Raw genomic sequence first — 26,520 nt, forward strand, 5'->3', positions numbered from 1 at the left:
ATCAGGGGCTCCCGAGGCTGCGGCGGAAGCCGTATCCACTCACACTGCATCTACTAACACAGCCCCTACTGACACCGCCGTACCGGTGGTATCTGCACCCGCGGCACCCGCACGTTAGGCTAGAACCATGACCGAAACCCACACCCACACCCATTCCTACGAGAACGAACACCCCCACACGGAGAACGAGGCGGCACCCTCCGCCGCGAAGCGCACCCTGGGCAAGCACCGCTTCCGCTTCCTCTACCGTGAACGCCGCGGCAACGTGAACTGGCTGGCGCTGGGCTTTAGCGCCCCGTGGCTGGTGTTTCTGCTCATGCCGCTGGACAGCTTCCTCACCACCCCGGAGTTGGGGCCGGTGCGCTGGGCCGGTGTGGCGCTGGTGGCACTGTTCGCGGTGGTGAACTGCTCGGCGTACGCGGTGCCGTGGCTGGTGCCGGTCGCCTCCACGGTGCGTCGAAGCGTCATCTGGACGCTACTGATGGCGCTGCCTGTGGCTGGCCTGACGGCGCTGCGGCTGGAATCGGCGTATATGGTGTTCTTGTCGTTCAGCATGTACTTTGTGGCGTTCTGGATTTTTGGCACAATCGCCCCGTACCGCCTGCGCTTGGGTGTAGCGGCGACGATTGCCCTGGTCTGCTGGCTAATTTTTATGGTGGGTACCAGCTTTGACGTCACCGCACACAGCGGTATTTCCCTCTTTATCGGTGCGCCGATGGTGGGTATGCTGGGCTTCTCCTACCTGATTGAGCTGGGTGAACGCGCGGATGTAGCGCGTGCCTCCCTGGCGCTCTCTGAGGAACGTGAAGAGATCGCCCGCGATGTGCACGACGTGCTGGGTCACTCCCTGACCGTCATCACCCTCAAGGCAGAGCTGGCCCAGCGACTGCTGGAGATTGACCCCGCCCGCGCCGGCGCCGAGATGGAGGCAATCGCGCAGCTGTCGCGCGCATCCCTGGCGGAGGTTCGCTCAACCGTGACGCGCCTGCGCGTGCCCGATTTCTCGGGTGAGATTGAGGGTGCGGGTCGTGCCCTGCAGACTGCCGGTATTCGCGCCGAACTGCCGGAGGCGCAGAGCGCGCTCGCGGTGGCTGGCGTGAACGCGAAGCTGTTCTCCTGGGTTCTGCGTGAGGCGGTCACGAATATGGTGCGCCACTCGGGCGCGAACACGGCGCGGGTGCGTCTGAGCGCAACCGGTCTGGACATCCTCGATAACGGCGTGGGTGTGGGCGATGCGCGCGGTAACGGTCTGACGGGTATGGCTCAGCGTGTGGCGGCGTCTGGCGGTAGCGTGGTGATTGAGCCGGCGCCCGAGCAATGGCTGGCGGAGAACCCTGGCGGTGGGGTGGGCACGCGCATCCGTGTGAGCATGGACGGTGACACCTCACTGCTGTAAATAGTTGCTGTAGATTGTGGAACTTGTCGCCGCGTCCTGGACGGGGGAGCTACCCGCCCCTGTATGGTGGTGGTAGACAACCTCACGCGGTTGTTCCGCCCGCCGTTATCACCCCGTCTTCGCCCCTTGGGAGGCTCCCATGATTCGTGTTCTGCTCGCTGACGATCAGCAGCTCATCCGTGAGGCTCTTGCCGCCCTGCTGGGTTTGGAGGTTGACCTGCAGATTGTGGGTCAGGTCGGTAATGGTGATGAGGTGCTGGGCGCGGTCGCCCTGTTGAAGCCGGACGTGGTTCTCCTGGATGTGCAGATGCCCGGCGCCCTGCTGACCGACGGCATTGAGGCGGCCGCCGCGATTCGCGACGCGGGCGCGCTGAGCGAGTCGGGTGAGCCGGTGCGTACGCTGATTGTGACGACGTTTGGTCGCCCCGGGTACGTGCGCCGCGCCCTGGAGGCCGGCGCGAGCGGTTTCGTGGTGAAGGATACGGGTGCTCGCCAGTTGGCAGAGGCGATTCGCCGCGTGCACGCGGGGTTGCGCGTGGTGGATCCGTCGTTGGCGGCGGATTCTTTGGTGACGGGTGCTTCTCCGTTGACGGAGCGTGAGGCGCAGGTTCTTCGGCAGGCGGCGTCGGGTGGTACGGCTCAGCAGATTGCCTCGGAGCTTTTTCTCTCCTCGGGTACGGTGCGCAACTACCTGTCGGCGGCGATGGCGAAGACGGGTGCGTCGACTCGTCAGGATGCGGTGCGCGTCGCCACGGAGAACGGCTGGCTCTAACCCCCTGCTTCTCATCTCTTTCTCATTGACCCCGGGGGGCGGCGGTGCTTCCTCGCCTCAGTTTTTTCGCCTTCACTTTCTCCTAACCGGTGCCTATCCTGCACTCGGGGCGGCTCCTGCGCGAACACGGTAGAATGGTAGTGTCTATGCCCGCAGGCGCCCCGCACCCGTTTCTTCTTGAGACTGGCGGTGTCGCGCTTGGAAGCGGGCACCATTTTCGCCCTGTGCCCGCCCGCACCCGCCGCATCACTTACGCGGCGCATCCTGAGTGTTTGGCGGGGCACATGATTCGAAGGAAAACTTGTGGCTCTAACTATCGGCATTGTTGGCCTGCCTAACGTGGGCAAGTCCACCCTGTTCAACGCTCTGACCGGCAACACCGTGCTGGCGGCTAACTACCCGTTCGCGACCATTGACCCGAACGTGGGCGTGGTGAGCCTGCCGGATGCGCGTCTGAACCGTCTGGCTGAGATTTTTGGTTCGGAGCGTATTCTGCCTGCGACTGTTTCGTTCGTTGATATTGCGGGTATTGTGAAGGGCGCTTCTGAGGGTGAGGGTCTGGGTAACAAGTTCCTCGCGAACATTCGTGAAGCGCACGCTATTGCCCAGGTGGTGCGTGCGTTTGATGACCCGGACGTCATTCACGTGGACGGCAAGGTCGACCCCGCGTCCGATATGGAGACTATCAATACCGAGCTGATTCTGGCTGACCTGCAGACTCTGGAGAACGCTATTCCGCGTCTGGAGAAGGCTGTGAAGATTAAGAAGGGTGACGCCGCTCAGCTGGAGACTTATAAGACCGCGCAGAAGATCCTGGAGGATGGTGACACCATCATTTCTCGTGCGAAGGACGCGAAGCTGGAGCTGGCTCACTTGAAGGAGCTGAACCTGCTGACTGCTAAGCCGTTCATTTACGTGTTCAACGCGGATGAGGGCATTCTGGCGTCTGAGGAGAAGCAGCAGGAGCTGCGTGACATGGTGGCGCCGGCTGAGGCTGTGTTCTTGGATGCGAAGCTGGAGGCTGATCTGGTGGAGCTGTCTGAGGAGGAGGCTCGCGAGATGCTGGAGATGAATGGTCAGGATGAGTCCGGCCTGGACCAGCTGGCTCGCGTGGGCTTCTCGACTCTGGGCCTGCAGACTTACCTGACTGCTGGCCCGAAGGAGGCTCGCGCCTGGACTATTTATAAGGGTGATACTGCGCCGCAGGCTGCTGGCGTGATTCACTCTGATTTTGAGCGCGGCTTCATTAAGGCTGAGGTTGTGTCTTTCAAGGACCTGGACGAGGCTGGCTCCATGGCGGAGGCGAAGGCTCGCGGTAAGGTCCGTATGGAGGGCAAGGACTACATCATGCAGGACGGCGACGTGGTCGAGTTCCGCTTCAACGTCTAAGCGATAAAAACATAAAAAGTGGAGCCCCGCGCTGTGTGTACAGTGCGGGGCTCCGCTTTATCTTTGTTGGCTTCTTCTGAAGAGTCTGATTGGGCTATCTTCTTGCTTGAATCTATAGGATGACAAGATAGAAAGCTGTCTTCCGAAGTGGTCGTCTGTGGTGTTGCGGTAACTCTTATCTGGCGGGATATACGGCAATGGTGCGCTACCTATCTATATGTTTGTGATGGATTGTTACGCGCACAAGAAGACCATTTTTTGAGTTATGTGATGCACTGCATAAAATAAAGCTATGACGAAACCGCAGTTGGTAGCGTCTAACTATTAGCACGGCAAACATGACGGGCAGCAAAACCAGTCAGATCAGTCAATGAAGAAAGCTGATCGTGGATGCCACCGAGGGCACCTTGACTACATTGCTTACTGCATCGTGCATAACCGTTATTAACCATCTCGGATTTTTACGAAAGAGGCTCCAAATGAGCAACAACGCTATCCCCCAGACCGCAAAGCAGCGCGAGCACAACGAGAACAAGGCTGAAGAGACCAAAGAACCCCGCGGCCCCCTCCAGACCGAGCACGGTGTTACCACCATTGATGAGAGCGTCGTCGCAAAGATTGCTGGCATGGCAGCTCGTGAAATCCCCGGCGTCTACGACATGGGCAACGCTGTCCGCCGTGCGTTCAACGCAGTGACCGACCGTATCCCCAACGCTCAGACCAACGTTGCTGGCGGCATTAGCGTCCAGAAGGGTGAGACCCAGGCAGCTGTCGAGGTTACCGTAGTCGTCGAGTACGGTGTCTCCATCGTCGAGGTTGCCGACGCAATTCGTCGCAACGTTATCGAGCAGATTGAGGGCACCACCGGTCTCGAGGTTGTTGAGGTCAACATCAACGTTACCGACGTTCACCTGCCCGAGGACGACTCTAACAAGTCCGAGGACACCGACCTCAAGTAACCCGCATCCAACGCCTTAATCTAAGGAGTTCTTATGAAGACAACGCACCTGGCCCTCCTGGTGGGCCTGTTCCTTGGAGCCGTTCTTGCCTTCGGTTCTTTCGGAACGTTCGTTCTGGTGGCCCTGTGTGGCTTTGCCGGATGGGCCGTAGGCCTCTGCCTGGAGGGCCGGGTCGATGTCCGAAGCCTCCTGGACGGGCGAAAGAAGTGACGATGGTGACCGCGAACCAGCGTGCAAACATGCAGCTAAGTGCTTCCCAGGAAGAACGTTCTTCCTGGGAGCACCGCGGCACCACAACCATCCCCGCGCGACTCGTTGCAAAGATTGCAGCTGAGGCTGCAAATGAAAGCGCCAACGTTGGCTCAAATGCTGGAGGCGTACTGGGAATTGGTACCCGCCACAACTTCGACTCGCGCCCTGAAGCCCAGTGTGAACTCTACGGCCAGGTAGCAGTCCTGCACCTGGACATCGGACTGGTCTTCCCCGCACCTTTGTCCCCCATCCTCGAAAATCTGCGCGCACACGTGCGTAACCGCGTTGAGTACCTCACGGGGCTTAGCGTGGGCAAGATTAACATCGAGATATCCTGGCTCAATCCGAGCAGCCACGTTAGGAAGAGCCTTAAATGAGTACACCTGTTCCGAAACTAATTCGTCGTCCCTCGCGAAGCATCCCTAGCATCCTGTTGGCTCTGGTTTTGCTTGCACTGGGGGGACTGGTGGTTTGGCTTGCGGTTCACCGAATGGTGAACGGTGCCTGGCCCGAGTCTATGGTGGGTACCCTCACCGCTATTGGTTCTACCGCTCTTGGCTCCGTCACGGCTATTATCTTCGCCATCATCCTGGCGGTGTGCGGTCTGGCTATGATCATTGGCGCTGTGTTGCCTGGAGTCCCGGATCGTATAGAAATTTTCCCCGACGATATTCCCGGTCAGACTGTCGCAAAGCGCCGAGACTTGGCTAACCTCATTCAGACCCAGGTTGAGCAGATTGACGGCGTCCACTCCGCTATCGTTACCGCTAACGGCTCCCGCGTAGACGTTGTTGTCCATAGCGTCTTGGACGACCTCGGCCCCGTGCGTGAAGCTGCACGGAAGAAGACCGACGAAGTTCTAAAGATGCTCGCACCCGTGGGTATTGCACGTAGTCGCGTGCGGATTAAGCATATTAGCTAAAGGAGATACGAATATGCGTTCAGTTTCTGGTGTTTTGAACAGAACTGTCCTAGCCACCTTTGGGCTTCTCCTTGTAGTAGTGTCCTTTTGGCTTTTAGCTTCGGGTCTCAATGCTGGTCAGGCTTGGCCGGAAATTGCACCTTTCCTGGCCTCTGCACAGGACCCGGTAGCTAGCTTTATCGGACCCATGGTACACACGCCGTGGTTCCTGCCTGTAGTAGCACTGGTATCAGTACTTATTGTCGTTGTCGGCTTGTTCATGCTGGTTGCACAGGTTCCCCGTAAAGCTGCTGCCTCCCCTTTGAAGTTTAGTGGTTCTGAGGGTGTGCTGATGGCTACTTTGGCACCTGAGGTTCTGGCGCAGGCTTTGACTGAGCGTGCTCAGGAAGTCCCTGGTGTGGAAAAGTGCGCTGTCTGGGTTACTGGCTCCCCGAAGAGCCTGTGGGTTCAGGCAGAGGCTACTGTCTCTCAGGGGTGTGAGGTTGAGTGGGCTATTGCTGAACTCAAGAACCGACTTAATAATGATGTGGCAGTATCTTTCGGCGCAAGCCCCAAGCAGATTGACGTTCTAGTACGGCTGGATCGTTCCTCGAAGTCGCGTAATGTCTCCGAATCTGTAACTGGCCATCATGCACCCGAAATCACGGGAGAGAGCATTGGCGCATAACCCTCAGAGCGAGGTGGCGCCAAAACCTCAATCCCATCAGTACCCCACCGCGCAGTTGAGCGCTTTGTCTGAAGCAACGCAGGACGAGGACCGATACCTTGTCCTGCGTGCTCAGGACGGAGACATTGACGCCTTTGAGAAGCTTGTTGAGCGTTATCAAGGGCGTCTTTTCCGCTCTGCATATATGATTGTTCGGAACCGTCAGGACAGCGAGGATATTGTTCAGGATACCCTCGTCCAGGCTTGGCGTAGCCTTCACCTAGTTCGGGAACCGGCAGCTTTTCGTGGCTGGATTATGCAGATTTGCACTAATAAAGCTACTAGTATGGTGCGTAAGCGTCAGCGTCGTGCCACGGATCCTTATGACGCAGAAGGGCTCGAAGGTGTGAGCGTTGCGGCTAAGATGACGTCGAGCAGCACCGCTGACCCGGCTGATTCCAGCGAAGTTAATGCGCAGATTCAGGCCCTTGCCGATCTTTTGGCTTCCGTGGAACCTGAACTGCGTATAGTATGGATTCTTCGAGAAATCGATGAGATGTCATACGAAGAGATTGCCAAGACACTGAATCTGACAGTTTCGACCGTCCGTGGGAGGCTGGCACGAGCCCGTTCTCTCGTCATACGCCTGATGAAGGAGTGGGCTTGAGTAACGCCGAAAACCTCTCAAATAAGGTACGACGCTCAGCAGCGTCGGCAAAATCACTCTTGCACTCGCACGAGCAGGACGACGCGGACACCCAGGAATATCTGAGTCTCATCGCCTCCCTCCACGAGGAATGGGACCGGCTAGAGGCTATGGGAAGTATCTCGGTTATGCCGCGGCCCCGCTCCATAATGGACGCTATTATCGCTGAGACTCGTCACGGTGCTCAGGTGGAAATGCCCGATACGGATTTGGGTCCCTACAGCATGTCTGAGTTTTCGTTGAGGGCTCTTATTCGCCGCGCTGTAGACTCAGTACCCGGTGCACGTTCCTTGCGTTCTTCTTTTGAGCACGCACCTTCAATCGAAGAGCATCGCGGTCTGGGCGTTCCGAAGGTTGTATCCTGCCGAATCTCGGCTCACGGTGCCGTTGAAAGCCTACCGCAACTGGCCCAGCAAGTCCGCGCAGCCGTCCGCGAAGCCTGCGATAAGAACCTGGGAGTCTCCCCGACAGTCAACGTACATATCGAGGATATTCATCATGACGACTAACTTCTCTGCCGCCGAGCTACTTCGGCTGGTCACTGCCATTCCCGGAGTACGAGGAATCGAACCTGGGCTGGGTAGCACCCTGAAAGTAATCGGTAGCCGCGTGCCGCAGGCCCGATTTGGCGTAATCGTTGAATCAGACTCGCGCCAAGCTACTATTGAGGTCGGCATTGATGGATCCAGGCCGGTCAAAGATATCGTACGAGATATCCAAGAGACTGTCATTCGTTCGCTGTCTCAAGCGCAGCAACACGATGAAGAACATTCAAACTCTCAAACCTTAGACTCAACCAGTAGCAATGACGACAATACCCCGCAGGTTAGGGTGAGGATCCAGTCCCTCCTGTAGGGGGTCTACCTCAGAAAGCAGCGGAGCCCCGCACTGTACACACAGTGCGGGGCTCCGCCCTATTAACCCTCGCGCGCCACAACAGGCAGCCGTAGGGTGTTAAGTCTTATCGACCGGGATTAGTGGTCAGCACCAACCATAACGTTGGAAGCCTTGATGACTGCGTAAGCGGTCTCGCCAACCTTCAGGCCCAGTTCCTTAATGGACTCGTTGGTGATGGACGCGGAGATAATAACCTCGGGAGCGATCTCAATCTTAACGATGCCGTTGGTTGCACCCTCGGTGATCTCAACAACCTTGCCAGCGAACTGGTTACGTGCAGAAAGCTTCATGAAGCCGTGCCTTTCACTCAATAAACGTACAAATGCTCTAGATACTTTACACGCCTTATCTTCTGCATAATGAGCAAAAACCCGAATTTTCGTAAATATTACGCACAAACCAGGCAAATTTTATTTTCGGTTTCACCCACGCCCCGCACCCACCCCAAAAGACCGGCAAAAACCAGCCCCGCACATGCGGTTCACACCCGCCAAATGGTATAGTCAGCACGAACGCGAGAACCCTCGCACCCTCCACCGTCGCACCCCTTGCCTGGCTGACGCGCGCCCACACGCCGCAGCCACACACCGTAGGGGAGCGGCCCATCCGCACAGATCGAAGAAGGAACCATGAGCGAAAATCTCAACGAAATCGAAGCACCCGCCTGCCCTGAATGCAACGAAAACTACACCTACGAAATGGGTGAACTCTGGGCATGCCCCATGTGCGGCCACGAATGGGAACGCACCGCAGCCGGTGAAACCGAAGAAGAAGCAGGCTCCAAGGTTCTCGACTCCGTCGGTAACGAGCTCGTCGACGGCGACTCCGTCACCATCGTCAAGGGCCTGAAGGTCAAGGGCGGCGCAGACATCAAGGCGGGCACCAAGGTGCGCGGCATCCGCCTGCTCGAATCCCCCGTCAATGGCCACGATATCGAGGCGAAGGTCCCCGGCGCAGGCCAGATGTACCTGAAGTCCTCCGTGGTGAAGAAGGCATAAGCCAAGGCGATATAAGCCAAGAATACACAAAACGCCTCCTGCGAGGCGCAGAAAAGGCGGCACCTCCCGCACTAGCTCACGCTAGGGGAGGTGCCGCCTTTTGCTTTATAAAAATTGCTTAGGTTTTAAAAGAAACTGAAAAATATCTCTTTACTTTTTACCGGTCAAGCCCATGTACAGGGAAATGGTCAGCATTGCAGCAATAATTGAGATAATCCAGCGGATCCAGTCAATGCCGCTAGTGTCTGCAACACCCAGCTGGGTCGCTGCCCAGGTACCGATAGCTGCGCCGACAGCACCGCAGATAATGGTCCAAAGAATCGAAATGTTCTGGCGGCCTCGCATAAAGAAGCGTGCAAGTGCACCAATAATTGCGCCGGTAATAATGGTGCCAATAAAAGTACCCATTGTAATCTCCTTGGGTTTATATATCTGCCACTGTGGCAGATAGTATGTTATTTTCAATTATACGTAAATGTGATGTAAAAAGAGCTTATAAGAGCTTTTATTAAGCTAAAAGCACCTTAGTGTTTTATCTCTAAAACGCTAAGGTGCTTTTCTCGTCAATGAGATGAGTGTCGAATGTATCGAATGGTGAATGTATTGACTACTTCGACTTGCGCCAAATCTTCAGAGCGCTACAAATCAGCGGCAGCTGCAGGGGCAGGCGACCGTACGCAATAGCCTTACGCTGAGTGGACTGGTTACGTGCATCCAGAGCCATCTGAATGTTCGCGGGGAACACCGCAACAAACAGCAGAGCAGCAAGCAGGCCACCAGCACGGCGGGTCTTATCATTAGCCAGCAGGGCAGCGGTGCCTAGCTCAGCTACACCCGAACCGTGAGTGTACGCGTGGGGAGGACCCGGCAGGTACTTCGGCACAATCGAGTCGAAGGGATCCGGGATGATGAAGTGCAGCGCACCCATCACAGCGAGGGCGCGAGCCATGCGAGTAGCCGAGCGCTCAGCGCTGTACTCTTTCTTCTTAAAAATACTCATGCTCCCATTATGCGCCCGTCAGAGGCGTATTCCTTGGCTCAGGGTACGCTGAACCGCTGCGTGTTTGAATGTCTAAAATGCGGACTAGGCACGTCAAACAGAAAACGTTGTTCAAAAGCAGGTAAGATAGGGAGCAACGGCACCACGTGCGGATGACACCCCGCCTGCCCTCACCTTCAGGTGAGTCGCCAGACGGAGTAAAACACCGGGTGCCCTTCAGAACAATCAAAGGAGTACATCATGAAGAAGATTCTGTTCATCGCTATCCTGGCAGGCGCTGCATACTTCGGCTACAAGAAGTTCGTTGCCTAAATAGCTAGCCCTCGGGCACTCTACATATCCTTAAGCAACGGAAAACCCGCCGTCTCACATATGCACCATATGCGAGGCGGCGGGTTTCTCGTATGCACGAGGTAAGAGGCATAGGCACGCAACCTATGAGCCGAATAGCTTAGCTGACGTGCTTAAGAGTTATAACTCGGAGGAGGGGTGCCTTCCATATCGACTTGGTTCTTTGCCGGATTCCAAGTGAACTCAGCAGTCGTGCTACCACTCGCGCTAGCGGGAGCTTCGTCTTCCTTCATGTAACGGTAGGTCACACGAATCGAGCTGTCCGAGGTGCGGGTAATCACCGGAGAGAACGAGTACGGCTCATAGGTTGCGGTACCAATGAACTTGCCGCGGTGGAACAGCAGAATGTGGTGCACCATCGCCGCGGTGCAACACGAAGACGGGGAAGAACCCGGAATCGCGTCAATCCACGACAGCTCAGCACAGGGGTCGTAACCCTCGTACGTGCGCGAAACGTTCGTCCACTGATCCCACTTGCTCTTATTCTTCAGCTCGCGCAGAGCCTTAGACACCACGGTCGATGCAGAATCAGACGCGCAGGTGGAATCCTTCTTAGACTCAGACTTAGCCTCAGACTTGGAATCCGACTTCGACTCGGATGCGGTCGGCTCAGCATGAACCGTAATCGTCACCACCGACGGCACCGGAGCAGGCGACGAAGCACTCGGGGTAGCGCTCGCGGATGCACTCGGGCTCGCCGACGGGGTCGGGAACAGTGCCTGAGTGGAGGTCGCGCTCGCGGAGGCAGAAGCGCTACCAGAAGAAGACACCACGGTACCCGAAACAGCAGAATCAGTGCTTGCCGAGCAGGAAGTGACAACAAGAGCTAGAGCGGCGCCCAACGCAGGTAGAGCCAAAGCGGTACGGCCGGTGAAACGGCGGCGATTAGAAGACATGAATACTCCTGAAGATGCGCGGCAACGCGCATCGGTGCTGGTCAAGAAGTGAATAGTGTGAACTCGTCCAGTATAGGGAAAAAGAGGCGAGCACGCGGTGCGTGCAGTCAGTGCCGTTCGTTACCGTAGAGTCACAGACCAGGATTACCGCTAGACAGCCGCTACAGCAGGGCCAGAAGAAGTGAAGCAACGTAGCAGAAAATCAGCTATGCGGAAACTCTGCCCGCTAGTGCCTGTGTCCCCTTGCACACCCGCCCTATCCGGGGGACAATGAAGGCATGGCTGAAGTAACTCTACATAACGAACTCGTAATCCACACCAACGGTGACCTGCCCGCAGTCGGCGCAAAGCTGCCCGAATTCTCGGTTCTCGCGGCTGATCTCTCCGAGATTTCCTCCGCAGATTTCGCAGGTAAGAACCTGGTGCTGAACATCTTCCCCTCCGTCGACACCAGTGTTTGCGCAACCAGCGTCCGCACTTTCAACAAGCAGGCTGCAGGCCTGGAGAACACCGTCGTGCTGTGCGTCTCCAACGACCTGCCCTTCGCAATCGGCCGCTTCTGCGCAGCCGAGGGCATTGAAAACGTCGTCACCTCCTCCGCTTTCCGCTCCTCCTTCGGTGAGGACTTCGGCGTGAAGCTGATTGACGGCCCCCTGGCGGGTCTGCTGGCACGCTCCGTGGTCGTCGTGAACCCCGACGGTGAGGTTGTCTACACCGAGCTGGTTCCCGAAACCACCAACGAGCCCAACTACGAAGCAGCCCTGGCAGCTATCAAGTAAGCCCTAATAGCTATCAACTAGTAGCTATCAAGTAAGCTTAGTACGGGACCGGACGTAAGCCCGGCACCCGCATAGTACTTCCGTCAGGGACACCTGGCGGTACACAGCACAGCAGATACTGAACGTCTACAGCGCATGATCTAAGGTTCACCCACACATGCGGCTGGCGACAGCATAACGCCCCGCCCACCCGGTATTTCGGGTGGGCGGGGCGCTTTACTATATCCAGACTTAGCGCGCAATCCAGACTTAGTGTGCAGAGTCGCCGGGATGACCGGGAGCGCCGGAGGTTTCGGCAGTTTCGGCGGGGTCCTCATCCGCGACCAGCATATGCTCCGGCAGGGTGCCTCGGCGCTTAGCCACCACAAAACGCGACACCAGCAGCAGAATGTACACCACCATCGAAATCAGCAGCATTGACTGCGGCGCCACCAACAAACCAACCGTCGCAGACACACCTGCAATAGCCGCAGTGGTATGGTCTTTTGAACTCTGATAAGCATCGATAGCGAGCACCGCAAAAAGCGCAGTCATCACAAAATCCACGCCCTTGAGCTCACTCAAGAAGCTTGCACCCAGTACATAACCGAGCGTAGCGCTCGCTAGGACGCTCAGATGCAGACCCGCATGAATCCACAGGATGCGGGAGGCACGGAGCTTATGGCGGTCCGGTCCGGTGTTCAGCGCGTACGCCTCATCGATGAGCGTGTACACGGTGTAGAACTTCGCCAACCAACCACGCACCCGCTCAATCGGGTAGGACAGGCCGTACATGAGGTGGCGGGAATTAATGAGCAGAGTCATCACTGCAATAGAGAACAGCGACGCATGATTCGAGATCATGTCAATCAGCACGAACTCCACCGAACCGGCAAACACCAGGAGCGGCAGCAGGGGCGCCACCCAGAACGGCAGACCGTAACTGTGCACCAGCACGCCCAGACCAATGCCGACAAAGAACAGGCCCAGCATAATCACACCGGCAACGCGCATCGCCTCGGCGAAGCCGCTCTCGCGCGGCTGCTGAGGCCCCTGTGCATCGGGGGAGGCGGGAGCATCCACCACGGGAATCATGCCGGTTAGCGGAAGCGCAGAAGCAATGACCTGCTCCACCTGCTGCTGGGTTGCCTGCTGAGGCGCGGGCTGAGAAGAAGCAGAATTCTTAGAGATGCTCATCATGACCCCCTAGAAAACCCAGTTAGCCAGCACAACGCAGGTGACGGTACCCGCCACCATGCTCAGCACCATATTCTTACGCCACAGGTGCACCCCCACGGTCACCACCAGGCCCGCCAGGTACGGCGCCGCCGTAGCGAACGAGGAGTAATTAATCTTCGCCACCGCATAGATGGCAAGTAGCGCGACCGCGCCGAGCGGAATCCAGTGGCTGAGCGCATCCAATAGTTCGGAGCCAGCCAGAGCCTTTTTCAGACCGAAGGGGAGCAGACGCAACAGAAAAGTAATGCCAGCAGCAACGAACACCGCAGCAAGAATATATCCGGTGGTTACTTCACTGTTCATGAGGTTTATCTCTTTCTGCACATACTCAGCGAAAGAACCCTGAAAGAGTGAAAGAACCCTGAACGAGGCACGCGGGTGAAGCCCTGAAAGCATCCGCGAAAAGGGTAGGGAGAGCCCACTCATAGAGAAGGCGCTAAGTAGTGCGGTAGGTACGTGAGTTGATGAAAGCCGCGAATAGTGAGGCGGAGGGGTATTCCTTCCGGGCAGAGACTACATCTCTGCATGACCTCGGGTGGTGCCGCTCCCGGTGCGGTGTTACTCCGGGGCGGCACAGCGTTCTGCGTCGCTAGTTTCCTTAGCGGTGTCTTTCATCTGAGTCATGGGTACCTTCACCTCTGGGAGCCTCCGTGCAGGTTCGCACGTGGAGGCGTCTTTCGAATCCTAGAAATAGAAAGAGGGGAGAGCGGTGCTCTTCATCTATCCTAGCGGGTTTTGAGCACATATGTAACGTTCTTATCGTTGTGTGGAAGCGGGCGCATCAGCGGTAGTGGTGCCACTCTCAGCTGCTTCTCCATACACGGTACGATGCGGCAGGGTGCTGCGGCGCTTCGCTACCGGGAAGCGCACCAACAGTAGCACCACATACGAACCCAACGCCACCACCAGGAACGAGGACGGCGCAAAAATTAGGGCTACCGCGGCAGAAATTGCCACAAATAATGCTGCCACACGATCCGGGTTAGCGCGGTAACCGTCCATGGCAAGCACCGTGAAGAGTGCCGTCATCACAAAATCCACGCCCTTCAGGTTACTGAGGAAACTCGCGCCCAGCACATACCCGAGAATTACGCTCAGAACCCACGACACGTAAATCAGCACGTTCACCCACAGAATGCGCGCCCCCGAACGCTCATTACGATCGGGACCGGAGTTAAGTGCAAACGCCTCATCGCAAAGAGTGTGAATCGCCAGAGCCTTAGCCCAGAAACCCTTCACACTATGCAACGGGTAGGAAAGACCGTACACCAGATGGCGCGCATTCACCAGGAACACCGTCAACGCAATCGACGCCAGAGGCGCGCCACCACTGACCATGCCCACCATCAAAAACTCCACCGAACCGGCAAAAACTAGGGCAGATAGCAGCGGCGCAGTCCAGATCGGCAGACCGTGCGCATTGAGGATAATACCCAAACCCAAGCCCAGCACAGCGATACCGAGCATCACCACGGAAGAATCCGCAACAGCCAAGCGGAAATCATTCTGCGTGCTCGTACGCCCAGTGCCGGGGGTCTGTGCCATAAAAGAGTTCCTTGTGTATGTTGTGCTCTTCAAAAAATTTGCTGTGTGCGCGAGCGGCTTCGAAGCTCCACCGCGGTTTTCCAGTGTATAGGAGCGCTTAGATGTCCGTCGAGAAAAAGAGTCCGGGAATAAAATATGAGAAACACGCTTATAGTGAATGACACTAAACAACGCGGCGCTGAATAACCTAGCGACCGTGCAGACAACTCGAAAGGAACCTCAATGGCTGAACAGAACAACGCTGAGCAGAACAACACCGCGCAGACTGCAGAAGAGCAGAAGAAGGTGTACTCGCGCCAGCAGGAACGCCGCGAACTCGACAACTACCGCCAGACCAAGATTGAGCGCATCGACCGCCTGCGCTACCGTGCCCACGGTGCCAACGGCGCAACCCTCGACTTCGGTGTGGGTGAGGGTCTGCTGACCCCCGTCGAGCTGCTACTCGCCGCTATTGCCGGTTGCTCCTCCGTGGATGTGGACGCGGGCACCTCTCGCCGCTCCACCCCCGAGGTGTTCGAGGTGCTCGCCTCGGCGCTGAAGCAGACCGAAGACGGCGCGGTGCGCCTCGACGACGTTGAGGTGGACTTTGATGTGCGATTCCCCGAGGATGAGCAGGGCGCCAAGGCCCAGAAGATGGTGGACCGCCTGATTCAGCTCAGCGAGCAGAAGGACTGCACCGTCTCCCGCACCGTGGAGCACCCCACGAACGTTTCTTTCCACAACCTGGCGAACTAGAAAGGCTAGACGGACTAAACGCCCGGAGAGATAGCCTGACTTGAGGCCCTCCCGTGCCGCTCGTGATGGAGCGGCTCGGGAGGGTTTTTCTGTGTTTTTGTGGGTTTGGGGTGGAAAAGAGCCCGGAAAGCGGGTAGGATTGACCCTCAGATTAGGAAAACTTACGGTACGTAAGAAATCCTTAAGATTGAAGAATTTCTTGACCCAGGCACAAACCTTCGGCAGCCGCATCGACTGCAGGGATAGACTGGACAGCACACAATCCCCCTAGCAAACGCACGAAGCAATAGCCTCAGAAAGAAGACCTGACATGGCACAGCCTACAGAGACTTCCGGCACTGCATCGGAAGCCACCCCCGCAGAGGGTGAACTGAAGCGAGGCCTCTCCGCCCGACACATGCAGATGATCGCAATCGGCGGCGCAATCGGCACCGGCCTCTTCGTCGCCTCCGGTAAGACCATCTCCACCGCGGGCCCCGGTGGCGCAATCCTCGCCTACGCCCTCATCGGCGTCATGGTGCTCTTCCTCATGCAGTCCCTCGGCGAGATGGCCGCGCACCTGCCCGTGCCCGGCGCCTTCCAGACCTACGCCGCGCGCTACGTGTCCCCGTCCTTCGGCTTCGCCATGGGCTGGAACTACTGGTTCAACTGGGCGATTACCGTCGCCGCCGAACTCGTCGCCGTCGGCGAGGTGATGAGGTACTGGTTCCCGGACATCCCATCCTGGGTGTGGGCGGCAGGATTCCTCGTGCTGCTGACCGGCATCAACGCCCTCTCGGCACGCTCCTACGGTGAAAGCGAATTCTGGCTCGCCACCATCAAGGTCGTTACCGTGGTCGTCTTCCTCATCGCAGGTATCGCCATGATCTTCGGCATCCTGGGCGGTAGTTCCCCGGGCGTCTCCAACTGGACCGTCGGTGAGGCACCCTTCGTCGGCGGCGCACCCGCCGTACTCGCCATCTTCATGGTGGCAGGCTTCTCCTTTCAGGGCACCGAAATGATTGGTGTGGCTGCCGGCGAATCTGAGAACCCCCGCCGCGACGTGCCCCGCGCACTGACCAGCGTGTTCTGGCGCATCATGCTCTTCTACATCGGTGCGATGGTCGTCATCGGCTTCCTGATTCCTTACTCCGACCCGAACCTGCTCACCGCAGCGGACGGCAACATCAATATCTCCCCGTTCACCCTCATCTTTGAGCGTGCGGGTATCGCCTTCGCGGCAGCCATCATGAACGCCGTGATTCTCTCCGCAGTGCTTTCTGCGGGTAACTCGGGCCTGTACGTTTCGGCTCGTATGCTCTTCGCGCTCGCGCAGGAGGGTAAGGCGCCGAAGATGTTCACCCGCATCAACTCCGGTGGTGTGCCCATGAACGCACTGCTGGCAACCGCAGCAATCGGCGCGGTCGGCTTCATCGCCGCACTGCTCTCCCCCGATGGTGCGTACCTGTGGCTGGTGAACGTGTCCGGTCTGGCTGGCTTCATCACCTGGGTGGGTATCGCCGTGGCGCACTACCGTTTCCGCCGCGCATACCTGAAGCAGGGTAACAGCCTGAAGGACCTGCCCTACGTGGCGCCGTTCTTCCCTGCAGGCCCGATTATCGCCTTCCTCATGTGCCTGGTTGTTATTGGTGGCCAGAACTACGAGGCGTTCCTGAGCGGTGACTGGGCTGGTGTGCTCAGCTCCTACATTGGTCTGCCCGTGATTATCGCGGTCTGGCTGGTGCACCGCGTGGTCACTCGTGACCGCCTGATTCCGCTGGATCAGATTGACGTGAGCGGCATTGATGTTAAGGCCTCGAAGTAACACGAACGCCAGCTGATTGAATGAGCTGATACGTGAAGAGCCGCCGGTTCCCCTAACTGAGGGGAGCCGGCGGCTCTTTGCTATCTGCAGTTTATTCCGCACGGGAGAGCTAGGCTGTGCGCCCTGTAGCTCTTAGGAGTGGCGGCGCGAGCGCAGAACGCTCAGACCAAGACCCGCACAGATTGCAACAACACCAATGCCAACAATCACACCAACGCTGGATGCACCGGTGCTCGCCAGGGTAGCCTTCTTGCGGTTGCTCTCCTTAGCAAGGCTGTCCTTTGCCAGCGTGTCCTGAGCCGAGCGGGCGGCGGTCACCGGAGCCTCCTGAGCTGGCTTACTCTGAGCTGGCTTACTCTTGGGATGCGCCACGGTTGCGTCCTCCAGCTTGTCAGCGTTGGGGGTCTTATCGGCAACCGGCGCCTGATCTGCCGCGGGAACCTTGTCAGCAGGTGCCTTATCTGCAGGCATCGGAGCTTCAGGCAGTGCCGGGACGGTCGGCGCATCGGTGGGGTTCACGCCCACGGTTGCTTCCGGCAGAGCGGGAACCGTCGGGGCATCAGTGGGATTCACGCCTACGGTTGCTTCCGGCAGGGGCGCTACGGTCGGTGCGTCGGTGGGGTTCACACCCACGGTTGCTTCGGGCAGGGGTGCCACGGTGGGTGCGTCAGTGGGGTTCACTCCGACGGTTGCTTCCGGCAGGGGCGCTACGGTCGGTGCGTCGGTCGGGTTTACGCCAATGGTTGCTTCGGGCAGGGGTGCCACGGTGGGCGCATCGGTCGGGTTCACTCCGACGGTTGCTTCGGGCAGGGGTGCCACGGCGGGCGCATCGGTCGGGTTCACTCCGACGGTTGCCTCGGGCAGGGGAGCCACAGTCGGTGCGTCGGTCGGGTTTACGCCCACGGTTGCCTCGGGCAGGGGCGCTACGGTGGGTGCGTCAGTGGGGTTCACACCGACGGTTGCCTCGGGCAGGGGCGCCACAGTCGGGGCGTAGGTCGGAACCGCCGACACCACGGGCTCCTGCGCGAAAAGCTCAAGAGGCTTCTGGGCATCAAACGAACCGTACTCGGCACCCTCAACGCCAGCAGCCATGGTGCCCGCAATGTACTTGTGGGAGGTATTCAGTGTCGCCGCAACATCCGCCGGAACCTTCACCTCCGTCTCAAAGACACCGTTGTGAATCTGCGAAGCAGGTACGGTCACCTCAGCCACGAAACGCATACCCTGCTGGGGAAAACGGCCGGGAACCCACACGTTTGTATCAGACACCACCACGCGCACACCGTGCGGGGTCGCCTCACCGGTGTAGCCGGTACCGCGCACCTTCAACACAGTCTCACCCTTGGTGTTCAAACGCGGTGAATCCACCTGAAGAACCGGTGCGGCACTATCCTTCACAACGTCCATGCGCAGAACCTGACCGCCCCCGTAACCATCAACGATGATATTAGCGACGAAGCTGTAGTTCTTCGCCGGGTCAATCAGGCTACCGGGAACGTAATGGGTCGCAGTCGCCGTGCCATCCTTGAACGGGCCCTCAACGCGCACCGTCTGAATCGGGTTCAGAAACGGGAAACCCCTATGGTTTGCCTCGTGCAATGCCGGGGCGAAAGCGGTAGTTTTCGCGGGCAGTTTCGACGCCTTGAACGTAATCTTGTTCAGACGCAGGGCGGTCTTCAGCTGACGGGTATTGGTCTCAACCTTGTAGTTGTAGACCGTAATAACCGGCGGGTTATCCGGATTCGGGGTATTAGCCGTTGCAACAGAAGGCAGAGCGCACAAGCTCAAGGATGCGGCAAGAAGAACAGAAGCGCCGGCGCTACCGTAGCGGCGGGAACGAGAAGAGTTAGCCATCATGAAGTTCCTTCTACATGGGTGATTGAGTGATCCGCACTCTTCCTGTATCGCGCCAAGTCGAGTGCGTATACGGTACCGCGACATCGCGGTTAATTACACCGTAACACGCACCTATACGCATGAACCGGACATAAGATAACTCGCCGAAATATTACGTAAAACCAATGCCTACAGGGCGCACAATAGGGCGGATGAATAAGACAAACACGCACAGCGCCGGCTGGAGGATACGGAAATGCTAGGGTAGAAAGATGCCCACGCAGAAGAACCCGCAGAACCGAGTAGAAGCAGCCCCGCCCGCCCCGCCCGCCGAACCCAACGCTACTGAGCACAGCGCTACTGAGCACAGCGCCATCGACAGCACGCACCGCGTCGTGAACGTGTGCGCTGTAGCAATCCGCAACCGGGACGGGCTCGTACTCACCGTGCGCAAGCAGGGCAGCGACGGGTTCATGATGCCCGGTGGCAAACCCGAACCGGGGGAGACCCCGCTACAGACCGCCTGCCGCGAAGTGAACGAAGAAATTGGGCTCACCCCCGACCCCGCCCGGATGCACCACCGCGGACTCCTAGAGGCGGCGGCACTGAACGAGGAAGGCTTTACGGTACGCGCCGAAACCTACGAATACGCACCCACTGACGAACAACACGAGCTATTGGCTTCTCTGGTGCCGCAGGCAGAAATCGCTGAGCTGCGCTGGGTCAACCCCGCCATGAGCAGCCCCTCCGATTCTGCATTGCAGGCACCCCTGAATACCGAGCAGATTTTCCCGCTACTGGCGCGCACCCCGCTACCGTAACCGCCGAGCCCAACGTGCCCCTGAACTGGCGGGCGCACACATGAGGTACACAGGTGCATCCGGTACCCTCAACACAGAAACATCTATCGTGGGTAGAACGCATAGAGGCGCTCCACCCCGGAAACCCTCATACACCCCAAGGAGAACCATGAAGAAGACTGACTACAACCTTGCCGTCTACTGCGGTGCACGCTCCGGCAACGACCCGCTCTTCACCGAGCGCGCCCGCGAGCTCGGCACCCTCTGCGCTCGGAACAATATTGGCGTGGTCTACGGCGGCGGCCGCACCGGCCTGATGGGCACCGTCGCGGGCGCGACCCTGGATGCCGGCGGCGTGGTCTACGGCGTGGTCACCCACAAGCTGGTCGGTCTGGAGGGCGTCTACCCCGGCCAGACCACCCTCGACATTGTGGACACCATGCACCAGCGCAAAATCGCCATGATTGAGAAGGCCGACGCTTTCGTCGCCATGCCCGGCGGCCCCGGCACCCTCGAAGAGTTCTTTGAAGTTTTCAGCTGGCAGTTCCTCGATATTCACTCCAAGCCGGTTGCCCTGCTGAACGTCAACGGCTACTGGGACAAGCTCATCGACGCCATGCACTACATGGCGTCCACCGGCCTGCTCAACGAACGCTACCTGGACGAGCTCATCATCGCCACCACCCCCGAAGAGTTGCTGGAGGCGCTTGCCAAGGACCTGGAGCGCCGCGCCGCCGAAAAGAACGCCGCCGAAAAGAACACTGCCGAATAAAACCAACGCAGAAAACGAGAACGACTATGGCAACCACCCCCAATCAGGCACGCACCCTGCTGCTGACCTACTTCGGCCCGTTCCCCGGCGTGCCGGTGAACCCTACCGTAGCGCTCGCCGAAGGTGCTCAGCGTCTGCTGACCCGGATGCGCCCGGATTTGAATGTCATCACCCGCGAGCTGCCCGTTAGCTACGACGGTTCCAGCACCGCCCTGCGCGCCGCCCTGCAGGATGTGCAGCCCGACGCGCTCATCAGCCTGGGTGTGGCGGTTGGCCGCGACGTGGTCAGCCTCGAGCAGGTCGCTATCAACCTGGACTCCGCCGGTATTGAAGATAACGACGGCGACCAGCGCTGCGATGAGCCGATCGCTCCGGGTGGTCAGGAGGCGTACTTCTCCTCCCTGCCGGTGCGCGCCAGCTTTGAGCGCCTGCGTGTGGCGGGGGAGCCGGTCGAGATTTCGTACACCGCCGGAACCTACGTGTGCAACCACGTGTTCTACGAGGGCCAGCGCATCAGCCGCGAGCTGGGGCTGAGCATCCCCGCCGGGTTCGTGCATGTGCCCGCAACCCGCGCTGACGGTGAAAATGCGACCGAGGGTGTAGAACTGACCGCTCACCGTGACGCCGGTGGCGTGGTGCGTGACGAGCAGGGCATCCCGCAGCTACCCGAATCCACCGTGGTGCGCATTATTGCTGAGGTTGCCTCCGACACCCTGCCCGCCGTGAACTAGCAGCACGGTACTGAGCTAGAACCCCTATAACAAAACCGCCGGATAGCCTCCCTAACTGGGAGCCTATCCGGCGGTTTTGCATCCTATACCCGCAGGCTATAAAACCCTCGGGGATAGGTTCGAACTACTACTTGGTGCGGTTCTTCAGGTAGTAGTCAATCAGCGAGGCGGTCGAAGAATCCTGACGCTCCAGAACCTCGCGGTCACCCTCAATAGCGGGAACCAGGTCCAGGGCCAGCTTCTTGCCCAGCTCAACACCCCACTGGTCGAAGGAATCGATGCCCCACACAACACCCTGAACGAAGGTGATGTGCTCGTACAGGGCAATCAGGGAGCCCAGAACGCGCGGGGTCAGGCGCGGTGCCATGATGGAGGTGGAGGGGCGGTTGCCGCTGAAGATACGTGCGTTGACCACGTGCTCCGCGGTGCCCTCTGCGCGAACCTCTTCCTCGGTCTTGCCGAACGCCAGAGCCTGAGACTGTGCGAAGAAGTTAGCCAGGAACAGCTCGTGAACGTCCTGCTCGCCGTCCTTGGTCGGGTGGACCGGGTTGGCGAAGGCCAGGAAGTCCGCGGGAATCAGGCGGGTGCCCTGGTGAATCAGCTGGTAGAAGGCGTGCTGGCCGTTGGTGCCGGGCTCGCCCCAGAACACTTCACCGGTTGCGTAGTTGACGAAGGAGCCGTCTGCGCGAACGGACTTGCCGTTGGACTCCATGGTCAGCTGCTGCAGGTATGCGGGGAAGCGGTGCAGGTACTGGTCATAGGGCAGAACCGCGTGGGTCTCTGCACCCAGGAAGTTCACGTTCCAGATGTTCAGCAGACCCATCAGAACGGGGACGTTCTGCGCCAGGGGAGCGGTGCGGAAGTGCTCATCCATTGCGTGGAAGCCAGCGAGGAATTCAGCGAAAACCTTCGGGCCGAAAACAATAGCCAGGGAGGTGCCGATTGCGGAGTCTACGGAGTAGCGGCCGCCAACCCAGTCCCAGAAGCCGAAGGCGTTCTCGGGGTCAATGCCGAATGCTGCAACCTTGTCGAGTGCGGTGGAGACAGCCACGAAGTGCTTAGCCACAGCCTCGGATGCTTCCTTGCCTTCCAGAGCGCCAGCCTCAGCCAGTGCGGACAGCAGCCACTCGCGTGCCACGCGTGCGTTGGTGAGGGTTTCGAGGGTGCCGAAAGTCTTGGATGCGACGATGAACAGGGTGGTCTCGGGGTCCAGGTCGGAGACCTTCTCAGCCACATCGGTCGGGTCAATGTTGGAGATGAAACGTGCGGTGATACCTGCATCTGCGTAGGGCTTGAGAGCCTCGTACACCATGACCGGGCCCAGGTCAGAGCCACCGATACCGATGTTCACGACGGTCTCGATGCGCTTGCCGGTGATGCCGGTCCACTCGCCGTTGCGCACGCGCTCAGCGAATGCGTAAATCTTCTTCAGCACGGCGTGAACGTCTGCGTCTACGTCCTGGCCGTCAACGATCAGTGCCGGGGTGTAACCCTCGGGGCGGCGCAGCGCGGTGTGCAGTACGGCGCGGTCCTCGGTGACGTTAATGTGCTCACCGGAGAACATTGCCTCGCGAGCCTGCTCCAGCTTGACCTCTTCAGCGAGCTTGAGCAGCAGCTCAACGGTTTCGGAGGTAATCAGGTTCTTGGACAGGTCGACGTGCAGTTCGTCGGCGGTGAAGCTGAACTTCTGCGCGCGTTCCGGGTCAGCGGCAAACCATTCGCTCAGGTTCGGAGTGAGGGACTTGTGATGAGCAGACAGAGCGGACCATGCGGAGGTGGTCGTAGGGTCAATAGAAGTAGTCATGGTTCCATTCTCTTATTTTCGGGTGCCTCTGTCATCTCTTTCGAAGGTGATATGGAACGATACGGCGAAAAAATCGAAACCTGGCACGTCATTGTGGGCCTTGCAGTATCAAGATGTAGAGTAAACCCCATGACTTCTTCATCTGAACACACTCCCGCTGATACTCATGCACCGCGCCACCTGCTCATCTCCCGCGAAGGGGAAACCCTGCTCAGCGATGACGGAACCCTGCACTACCTGACCGGTATCGGTACTGCCGAGCCGCTGACCGAAGACGCTATCCTTGCGCGCAGCGTGATTCGCCCCGCCGCCTACGGTGCTGACGCCCAGAAGAATAGTGAGGCAGAGGTGCACGTGCTCTACTGCGAGGACGAAACCCTCGCGCAGGTCGCCGCCGACCTGAACAACCCTCGGGTGCACGCCTCCGCCAGTGGCTTCCGCTACTACCCGGTCCATGATGACCCGGAAGGCCGCGCCCACTACGCCACCGCCCTGGCACGCCGCGACTACCTCATCGACATGCGCTACTCCGCATACAGCGGCGAGGAAGCGCCCCTCGGCTCCAAGGGCATCCGCCGCACCGCCTCCGGCGAGCTGGTGTTCCCCCGTATCGAACCCGCCGTGATGGCGCTGGTGACCAGCCGTGACGGCGAGCGCGTACTGCTGGCAAACAACCGCCAGTGGCACCCCAACCGTTTTGCGCTCATCGCCGGATTCGTTGACCCCGGCGAAAACCTCGAAGAGGCAATCGCCCGCGAAGTCTACGAAGAAACCGGCCTGCACGCCCTCAGCACCGAGTACCGTATGAGCGATGTGTGGCCTTTCCCGCGTTCGCTCATGATTTGCTACCGGGCGCGCGTGGATGAGAACGAACCCATCATCCACCACGACGGTGAGATTCGCGCCGCCCGCTGGTTTACCGCCGCTGAGTTGCGTGAGGCGATTGCTATTTCGGAGGAGCGCGGCAACAGCGACGAGGATGACCCCGCCAAGCTGGAGCTGCCTGGCACGAATGCGGTCGCCCGCCGCATGCTTGATGAGTGGCTCGCAGAAAAGCCCTAGTGATACACTGGTAGCTAAGCCCAACGGAGGGGGGTCCGTTTTGGCGTGCCCGGAAACGTTCTCATCGCAGAGCGGGTCCATCGGCAAACACCCAAACCGGCAACGACCACCAGATACCTATCTGTGGGTACTGCCCTGTGACCCCCTGCGCTGTCTAGAGCGCACCCGTTGGCAAGACTATCCCCTAGATTTAAGCGAGAAACTTAACGCATGTCTGAAAACACCGCTTCGCGCCCCGACCTTCGCAATGTGGCTATCGTGGCACACGTTGACCACGGCAAGACCACCATCGTCGACGCGATGCTGCAGCAGACCCACGCCTTCTCTGCCCACGCAGATGTTGAAGACCGAGTCATGGACTCCGGCGACCTCGAAAAGGAAAAGGGCATCACCATTCTGGCGAAGAACACCACCGTGTTCTACAACGGCCCTTCCGCCAACGGTGAGACCATCACCATTAACGTTATTGACACCCCCGGCCACGCCGACTTCGGTGGCGAGGTGGAGCGCGGCCTGTCCATGGTTGACGGCGTTGTGCTGCTCGTGGACGCATCCGAAGGTCCGCTGCCCCAGACCCGCTTCGTGCTGCGTAAGGCACTGGCTGCTAAGCTGCCCGTGATCCTCGTGGTGAACAAGGTTGACCGCCCCGACTCCCGTATCGACGAGGTTGTTGGCGAGTCCATGGACCTGCTGCTTGGCCTGGCATCCGACCTGGCGGACGAGGTTCCCGACCTGGACCTGGACGCTGTGCTGAACGTTCCGGTGGTGTACGCATCCGGTAAGGCTGGCGCTGCATCCCTGAACCAGCCCGCAGACGGCCAGCTGCCCGACAACGACGACCTTGAGCCGCTGTTCAAGACCATCATCGAGCACGTGCCCGCCCCCACCTACGATCCCAACGAGGTTCTGCAGGCACACGTGACCAACCTGGACTCCTCCCCGTTCCTGGGTCGTCTGGCACTGGTCCGTATCTTCAACGGCACCCTGAAGAAGGGTCAGACCGTTGCGTGGGCACGTCACGACGGTGAAATCAAGAACGTCCGCATCTCCGAGCTGCTGGCGACTAAGGCTCTCGAGCGCGTTCCCGCAGAGTCCGCTGGTCCCGGCGAGATTGTCGCAGTGGCTGGTATCGAGGACATCACCATTGGTGAAACCCTCACCGACGCTGAGAACCCCAAGCCCCTGCCGCTGATTAAGGTGGACGATCCCGCGATCTCCATGACCATCGGTATTAACACCTCCCCGCTGGCTGGCCGAGTCAAGGGCGCAAAGGTCACCGCACGTCAGGTGAAGGACCGCCTGGACCGCGAGCTGATTGGTAACGTGTCCATCAAGGTTCTGCCCACCCAGCGTCCGGACGCGTGGGAAGTTCAGGGTCGTGGCGAGCTCGCCCTGGCTATCCTCGTGGAGCAGATGCGCCGCGAAGGCTTCGAGCTGACCGTGGGTAAGCCCCAGGTGGTTACCAAGACCATCGACGGCAAGGTCTACGAGCCCATGGAGCACATGATCATTGACGTGCCCGAGGAGTACCTGGGCGCTGTCACCCAGCTGATGGCTGCACGTAAGGGCCGCATGGAGAACATGGCGAACCACGGTACCGGTTGGGTCCGTATGGAGTTCGCTGTTCCCGCACGTGGTCTGATTGGTTTCCGTACCCAGTTCCTGACTGAGACCCGCGGTGCCGGTATTTCTTCCTCCTACTCGATTGAGCACGAGCCGTGGGCTGGCGACATTGAGTACCGCACCAACGGTTCGCTGATTGCTGACCGTGCCGGCGTGGTGACCCCCTACGCGATGATCAACCTGCAGGAGCGTGGCACCTTCTTCGTGGAGCCCACCTCCGAGGTGTACGAGGGCATGATCGTTGGTATGAACTCCCGTGCAGACGACATGGAAGTTAACATCACCAAGGAAAAGAAGCTGACCAACATGCGTTCTTCGACCGCGGACAACTTCGAAAACCTGACCCCGCCGAAGAAGCTGACCCTGGAAGAGTGCCTGGAGTTCGCTCGTGAAGACGAGTGCGTTGAGGTGACCCCCGAGGCGATTCGTATCCGCAAGGTTATCCTGGATTCCAACGAGCGTGTCCGCGAGTTCCGCCGCCGCGCCCGTGCGAACGACTAATACTGCCGAAGTTACTTCCTAGTGGTTGTAACTGTCGCATAGAGCCGCCGCTACCTTCTGTATGGAAGGTGGCGGCGGTTCTGTTTAACCCTCGAACGCCTTCGGAAAATATCGGCGGGGGAGAGG

28 protein-coding genes are annotated in these 26,520 nt (G+C 59.0%); 19 read left to right on the forward strand and 9 right to left on the reverse strand.

The genetic code is table 11. The annotated features are described in order from the left end of the window. The first annotated feature begins 127 nt into the window (after positions 1-127). The 10 genes from HMPREF2528_RS00630 (at position 128) to HMPREF2528_RS00675 (ending at position 7,897) form a co-directional block, all read left to right on the forward strand. Positions 128-1,396 (forward strand): sensor histidine kinase, encoded by a 1,269-nt coding sequence (locus HMPREF2528_RS00630; protein ID WP_070541512.1) that lies wholly within the window; start codon positions 128-130, stop codon positions 1,394-1,396. Between the two features lie 139 nt (positions 1,397-1,535). Continuing rightward, entirely contained in the window at positions 1,536-2,168 is a 633-nt protein-coding gene (locus HMPREF2528_RS00635; protein WP_070541515.1) for a response regulator transcription factor, read from the forward strand. A gap of 303 nt (positions 2,169-2,471) precedes the next feature. Continuing rightward, the gene (ychF, locus tag HMPREF2528_RS00640; protein WP_049346490.1) at positions 2,472-3,557 is read left to right on the forward strand and encodes a redox-regulated ATPase YchF; all 1,086 of its coding nucleotides are present in this window, start codon (positions 2,472-2,474) and stop codon (positions 3,555-3,557) included. Positions 3,558-4,036: 479 nt separating this feature from the next. Beyond that, positions 4,037-4,516: an Asp23/Gls24 family envelope stress response protein gene (locus tag HMPREF2528_RS00645; RefSeq protein WP_005508462.1), complete on the forward strand. Its 480-nt coding sequence runs from the start codon at positions 4,037-4,039 to the stop codon at positions 4,514-4,516. A gap of 212 nt (positions 4,517-4,728) precedes the next feature. Beyond that, positions 4,729-5,145 (forward strand): Asp23/Gls24 family envelope stress response protein, encoded by a 417-nt coding sequence (locus tag HMPREF2528_RS00650; protein WP_005508463.1) that lies wholly within the window; start codon positions 4,729-4,731, stop codon positions 5,143-5,145. Continuing rightward, entirely contained in the window at positions 5,142-5,690 is a 549-nt protein-coding gene (locus HMPREF2528_RS00655; RefSeq protein ID WP_049358627.1) for a DUF6286 domain-containing protein, read from the forward strand. The genes HMPREF2528_RS00650 and HMPREF2528_RS00655 overlap by 4 nt, the downstream gene beginning before the upstream one ends. 187 nt (positions 5,691-5,877) lie before the next feature. Beyond that, positions 5,878-6,357: a hypothetical protein gene (locus tag HMPREF2528_RS00660; RefSeq protein WP_239668321.1), complete on the forward strand. Its 480-nt coding sequence runs from the start codon at positions 5,878-5,880 to the stop codon at positions 6,355-6,357. Beyond that, a complete protein-coding gene (locus HMPREF2528_RS00665) occupies positions 6,320-7,003 on the forward strand; it encodes an RNA polymerase sigma factor (protein WP_210397069.1) in 684 nt (227 codons plus the stop codon). Before HMPREF2528_RS00660 ends, HMPREF2528_RS00665 begins: the two co-directional genes overlap by 38 nt. Positions 7,004-7,170: 167 nt before the next feature. Further along, positions 7,171-7,551, forward strand: coding sequence for an Asp23/Gls24 family envelope stress response protein (locus HMPREF2528_RS00670; protein WP_246823832.1), 381 nt, complete (start codon positions 7,171-7,173; stop codon positions 7,549-7,551). Beyond that, a complete protein-coding gene (locus tag HMPREF2528_RS00675) occupies positions 7,541-7,897 on the forward strand; it encodes a transcriptional regulator (RefSeq protein WP_070541520.1) in 357 nt (118 codons plus the stop codon). The genes HMPREF2528_RS00670 and HMPREF2528_RS00675 overlap by 11 nt, the downstream gene beginning before the upstream one ends. Before the next feature lie 119 nt (positions 7,898-8,016). Here the strand turns inward: HMPREF2528_RS00675 and HMPREF2528_RS00680 are convergent, their stop codons facing one another. Then, complete coding sequence (locus HMPREF2528_RS00680; protein WP_044150246.1) at positions 8,017-8,229, reverse strand: TOBE domain-containing protein; 213 nt, start codon at positions 8,227-8,229, stop codon at positions 8,017-8,019. 339 nt (positions 8,230-8,568) lie between these two features. On the opposite strand from HMPREF2528_RS00680, the gene HMPREF2528_RS00685 reads away from it, so the two are divergent. Next, the gene (locus HMPREF2528_RS00685; RefSeq protein WP_049327608.1) at positions 8,569-8,937 is read left to right on the forward strand and encodes a zinc ribbon domain-containing protein YjdM; all 369 of its coding nucleotides are present in this window, start codon (positions 8,569-8,571) and stop codon (positions 8,935-8,937) included. 150 nt (positions 8,938-9,087) lie between these two features. Here the strand turns inward: HMPREF2528_RS00685 and HMPREF2528_RS00690 are convergent, their stop codons facing one another. The 3 genes from HMPREF2528_RS00690 to HMPREF2528_RS00700 form a co-directional block, all read right to left on the reverse strand. Continuing rightward, on the reverse strand, positions 9,088-9,345 hold the full coding sequence (locus HMPREF2528_RS00690) for a GlsB/YeaQ/YmgE family stress response membrane protein (RefSeq protein ID WP_044150247.1): 258 nt from the start codon (positions 9,343-9,345) through the stop codon (positions 9,088-9,090). Between the two features lie 199 nt (positions 9,346-9,544). Continuing rightward, complete coding sequence (locus HMPREF2528_RS00695) at positions 9,545-9,937, reverse strand: DoxX family protein (protein ID WP_070541523.1); 393 nt, start codon at positions 9,935-9,937, stop codon at positions 9,545-9,547. 464 nt (positions 9,938-10,401) lie between these two features. Continuing rightward, positions 10,402-11,184, reverse strand: coding sequence for an LppP/LprE family lipoprotein (locus HMPREF2528_RS00700; protein ID WP_070541526.1), 783 nt, complete (start codon positions 11,182-11,184; stop codon positions 10,402-10,404). 278 nt (positions 11,185-11,462) lie between these two features. Here HMPREF2528_RS00700 and tpx point away from each other — a divergent pair, with 278 nt between their 5' ends. Next, positions 11,463-11,963, forward strand: a complete 501-nt coding sequence (tpx, locus tag HMPREF2528_RS00705) for a thiol peroxidase (RefSeq protein ID WP_070541529.1) — start codon at positions 11,463-11,465, stop codon at positions 11,961-11,963. Positions 11,964-12,212: 249 nt separating this feature from the next. Here the strand turns inward: tpx and HMPREF2528_RS00710 are convergent, their stop codons facing one another. The 3 genes from HMPREF2528_RS00710 to HMPREF2528_RS00720 form a co-directional block, all read right to left on the reverse strand. Beyond that, on the reverse strand, positions 12,213-13,139 hold the full coding sequence (locus tag HMPREF2528_RS00710; RefSeq protein ID WP_070541532.1) for an AzlC family ABC transporter permease: 927 nt from the start codon (positions 13,137-13,139) through the stop codon (positions 12,213-12,215). A gap of 9 nt (positions 13,140-13,148) precedes the next feature. Then, positions 13,149-13,484, reverse strand: a complete 336-nt coding sequence (locus HMPREF2528_RS00715) for a branched-chain amino acid transporter permease (RefSeq protein WP_070541535.1) — start codon at positions 13,482-13,484, stop codon at positions 13,149-13,151. 453 nt (positions 13,485-13,937) lie between these two features. After that, entirely contained in the window at positions 13,938-14,726 is a 789-nt protein-coding gene (locus tag HMPREF2528_RS00720; RefSeq protein WP_070541538.1) for an AzlC family ABC transporter permease, read from the reverse strand. A gap of 222 nt (positions 14,727-14,948) precedes the next feature. Here HMPREF2528_RS00720 and HMPREF2528_RS00725 point away from each other — a divergent pair, with 222 nt between their 5' ends. Together HMPREF2528_RS00725 and HMPREF2528_RS00730 are read left to right on the forward strand one after the other, a co-directional pair. Beyond that, on the forward strand, positions 14,949-15,461 hold the full coding sequence (locus HMPREF2528_RS00725; protein WP_210397071.1) for an OsmC family protein: 513 nt from the start codon (positions 14,949-14,951) through the stop codon (positions 15,459-15,461). A gap of 310 nt (positions 15,462-15,771) precedes the next feature. Next, a complete protein-coding gene (locus tag HMPREF2528_RS00730) occupies positions 15,772-17,265 on the forward strand; it encodes an amino acid permease (RefSeq protein WP_070541541.1) in 1,494 nt (497 codons plus the stop codon). A 132-nt stretch (positions 17,266-17,397) separates the two neighbouring features. On the opposite strand, the gene HMPREF2528_RS00735 is transcribed toward HMPREF2528_RS00730, so the two are convergent. Further along, the gene (locus HMPREF2528_RS00735; RefSeq protein ID WP_070541544.1) at positions 17,398-19,122 is read right to left on the reverse strand and encodes a hypothetical protein; all 1,725 of its coding nucleotides are present in this window, start codon (positions 19,120-19,122) and stop codon (positions 17,398-17,400) included. Positions 19,123-19,373: 251 nt separating this feature from the next. Between HMPREF2528_RS00735 and HMPREF2528_RS00740 the strand changes: the two genes are divergently transcribed. From HMPREF2528_RS00740 to HMPREF2528_RS00750, 3 genes are all read left to right on the forward strand, one after another. Beyond that, positions 19,374-19,922: an NUDIX hydrolase gene (locus HMPREF2528_RS00740; RefSeq protein WP_210397074.1), complete on the forward strand. Its 549-nt coding sequence runs from the start codon at positions 19,374-19,376 to the stop codon at positions 19,920-19,922. A 148-nt stretch (positions 19,923-20,070) separates the two neighbouring features. Further along, positions 20,071-20,673 (forward strand): LOG family protein, encoded by a 603-nt coding sequence (locus tag HMPREF2528_RS00745; protein WP_049349363.1) that lies wholly within the window; start codon positions 20,071-20,073, stop codon positions 20,671-20,673. 26 nt (positions 20,674-20,699) lie between these two features. Beyond that, positions 20,700-21,404, forward strand: coding sequence for a pyroglutamyl-peptidase I (locus HMPREF2528_RS00750; protein ID WP_049359043.1), 705 nt, complete (start codon positions 20,700-20,702; stop codon positions 21,402-21,404). A 127-nt stretch (positions 21,405-21,531) separates the two neighbouring features. On the opposite strand, the gene pgi is transcribed toward HMPREF2528_RS00750, so the two are convergent. After that, the gene (pgi, locus tag HMPREF2528_RS00755; protein ID WP_070541547.1) at positions 21,532-23,208 is read right to left on the reverse strand and encodes a glucose-6-phosphate isomerase; all 1,677 of its coding nucleotides are present in this window, start codon (positions 23,206-23,208) and stop codon (positions 21,532-21,534) included. Positions 23,209-23,337: 129 nt separating this feature from the next. Between pgi and HMPREF2528_RS00760 the strand changes: the two genes are divergently transcribed. Together HMPREF2528_RS00760 and typA are read left to right on the forward strand one after the other, a co-directional pair. Next, entirely contained in the window at positions 23,338-24,270 is a 933-nt protein-coding gene (locus tag HMPREF2528_RS00760; RefSeq protein WP_070541550.1) for an NAD(+) diphosphatase, read from the forward strand. A gap of 210 nt (positions 24,271-24,480) precedes the next feature. Continuing rightward, complete coding sequence (typA, locus tag HMPREF2528_RS00765; RefSeq protein WP_049347061.1) at positions 24,481-26,394, forward strand: translational GTPase TypA; 1,914 nt, start codon at positions 24,481-24,483, stop codon at positions 26,392-26,394. Positions 26,395-26,520: the final 126 nt, after the last annotated feature.

It is taken from the genome of Rothia sp. HMSC078H08, assembly GCF_001808955.1.
In the GTDB taxonomy this organism is placed as follows: Bacteria; Actinomycetota; Actinomycetes; order Actinomycetales; family Micrococcaceae; genus Rothia.

What these genes read in the sequence shown, in the direction of transcription:
- HMPREF2528_RS00630 (WP_070541512.1), top strand. Translation starts at nt 128, where the DNA reads ATGACCGAAACCCACACCCACACCCATTCCTACGAGAACGAACACCCC.
- HMPREF2528_RS00635 (WP_070541515.1), top strand. Translation starts at nt 1,536, where the DNA reads ATGATTCGTGTTCTGCTCGCTGACGATCAGCAGCTCATCCGTGAGGCT.
- HMPREF2528_RS00645 (WP_005508462.1), top strand. Translation starts at nt 4,037, where the DNA reads ATGAGCAACAACGCTATCCCCCAGACCGCAAAGCAGCGCGAGCACAAC.
- HMPREF2528_RS00650 (WP_005508463.1), top strand. Translation starts at nt 4,729, where the DNA reads ATGGTGACCGCGAACCAGCGTGCAAACATGCAGCTAAGTGCTTCCCAG.
- HMPREF2528_RS00655 (WP_049358627.1), top strand. Translation starts at nt 5,142, where the DNA reads ATGAGTACACCTGTTCCGAAACTAATTCGTCGTCCCTCGCGAAGCATC.
- HMPREF2528_RS00660 (WP_239668321.1), top strand. Translation starts at nt 5,878, where the DNA reads ATGGTACACACGCCGTGGTTCCTGCCTGTAGTAGCACTGGTATCAGTA.
- HMPREF2528_RS00665 (WP_210397069.1), top strand. Translation starts at nt 6,320, where the DNA reads ATGCACCCGAAATCACGGGAGAGAGCATTGGCGCATAACCCTCAGAGC.
- HMPREF2528_RS00670 (WP_246823832.1), top strand. Translation starts at nt 7,171, where the DNA reads ATGCCGCGGCCCCGCTCCATAATGGACGCTATTATCGCTGAGACTCGT.
- HMPREF2528_RS00675 (WP_070541520.1), top strand. Translation starts at nt 7,541, where the DNA reads ATGACGACTAACTTCTCTGCCGCCGAGCTACTTCGGCTGGTCACTGCC.
- HMPREF2528_RS00680 (WP_044150246.1), bottom strand. Translation starts at nt 8,229, where the DNA reads ATGAAGCTTTCTGCACGTAACCAGTTCGCTGGCAAGGTTGTTGAGATC.
- HMPREF2528_RS00685 (WP_049327608.1), top strand. Translation starts at nt 8,569, where the DNA reads ATGAGCGAAAATCTCAACGAAATCGAAGCACCCGCCTGCCCTGAATGC.
- HMPREF2528_RS00690 (WP_044150247.1), bottom strand. Translation starts at nt 9,345, where the DNA reads ATGGGTACTTTTATTGGCACCATTATTACCGGCGCAATTATTGGTGCA.
- HMPREF2528_RS00695 (WP_070541523.1), bottom strand. Translation starts at nt 9,937, where the DNA reads ATGAGTATTTTTAAGAAGAAAGAGTACAGCGCTGAGCGCTCGGCTACT.
- HMPREF2528_RS00700 (WP_070541526.1), bottom strand. Translation starts at nt 11,184, where the DNA reads ATGTCTTCTAATCGCCGCCGTTTCACCGGCCGTACCGCTTTGGCTCTA.
- tpx (WP_070541529.1), top strand. Translation starts at nt 11,463, where the DNA reads ATGGCTGAAGTAACTCTACATAACGAACTCGTAATCCACACCAACGGT.
- HMPREF2528_RS00710 (WP_070541532.1), bottom strand. Translation starts at nt 13,139, where the DNA reads ATGAGCATCTCTAAGAATTCTGCTTCTTCTCAGCCCGCGCCTCAGCAG.
- HMPREF2528_RS00715 (WP_070541535.1), bottom strand. Translation starts at nt 13,484, where the DNA reads ATGAACAGTGAAGTAACCACCGGATATATTCTTGCTGCGGTGTTCGTT.
- HMPREF2528_RS00720 (WP_070541538.1), bottom strand. Translation starts at nt 14,726, where the DNA reads ATGGCACAGACCCCCGGCACTGGGCGTACGAGCACGCAGAATGATTTC.
- HMPREF2528_RS00725 (WP_210397071.1), top strand. Translation starts at nt 14,949, where the DNA reads ATGGCTGAACAGAACAACGCTGAGCAGAACAACACCGCGCAGACTGCA.
- HMPREF2528_RS00730 (WP_070541541.1), top strand. Translation starts at nt 15,772, where the DNA reads ATGGCACAGCCTACAGAGACTTCCGGCACTGCATCGGAAGCCACCCCC.
- HMPREF2528_RS00735 (WP_070541544.1), bottom strand. Translation starts at nt 19,122, where the DNA reads ATGATGGCTAACTCTTCTCGTTCCCGCCGCTACGGTAGCGCCGGCGCT.
- HMPREF2528_RS00740 (WP_210397074.1), top strand. Translation starts at nt 19,374, where the DNA reads ATGCCCACGCAGAAGAACCCGCAGAACCGAGTAGAAGCAGCCCCGCCC.
- HMPREF2528_RS00745 (WP_049349363.1), top strand. Translation starts at nt 20,071, where the DNA reads ATGAAGAAGACTGACTACAACCTTGCCGTCTACTGCGGTGCACGCTCC.
- HMPREF2528_RS00750 (WP_049359043.1), top strand. Translation starts at nt 20,700, where the DNA reads ATGGCAACCACCCCCAATCAGGCACGCACCCTGCTGCTGACCTACTTC.
- pgi (WP_070541547.1), bottom strand. Translation starts at nt 23,208, where the DNA reads ATGACTACTTCTATTGACCCTACGACCACCTCCGCATGGTCCGCTCTG.
- HMPREF2528_RS00760 (WP_070541550.1), top strand. Translation starts at nt 23,338, where the DNA reads ATGACTTCTTCATCTGAACACACTCCCGCTGATACTCATGCACCGCGC.
- typA (WP_049347061.1), top strand. Translation starts at nt 24,481, where the DNA reads ATGTCTGAAAACACCGCTTCGCGCCCCGACCTTCGCAATGTGGCTATC.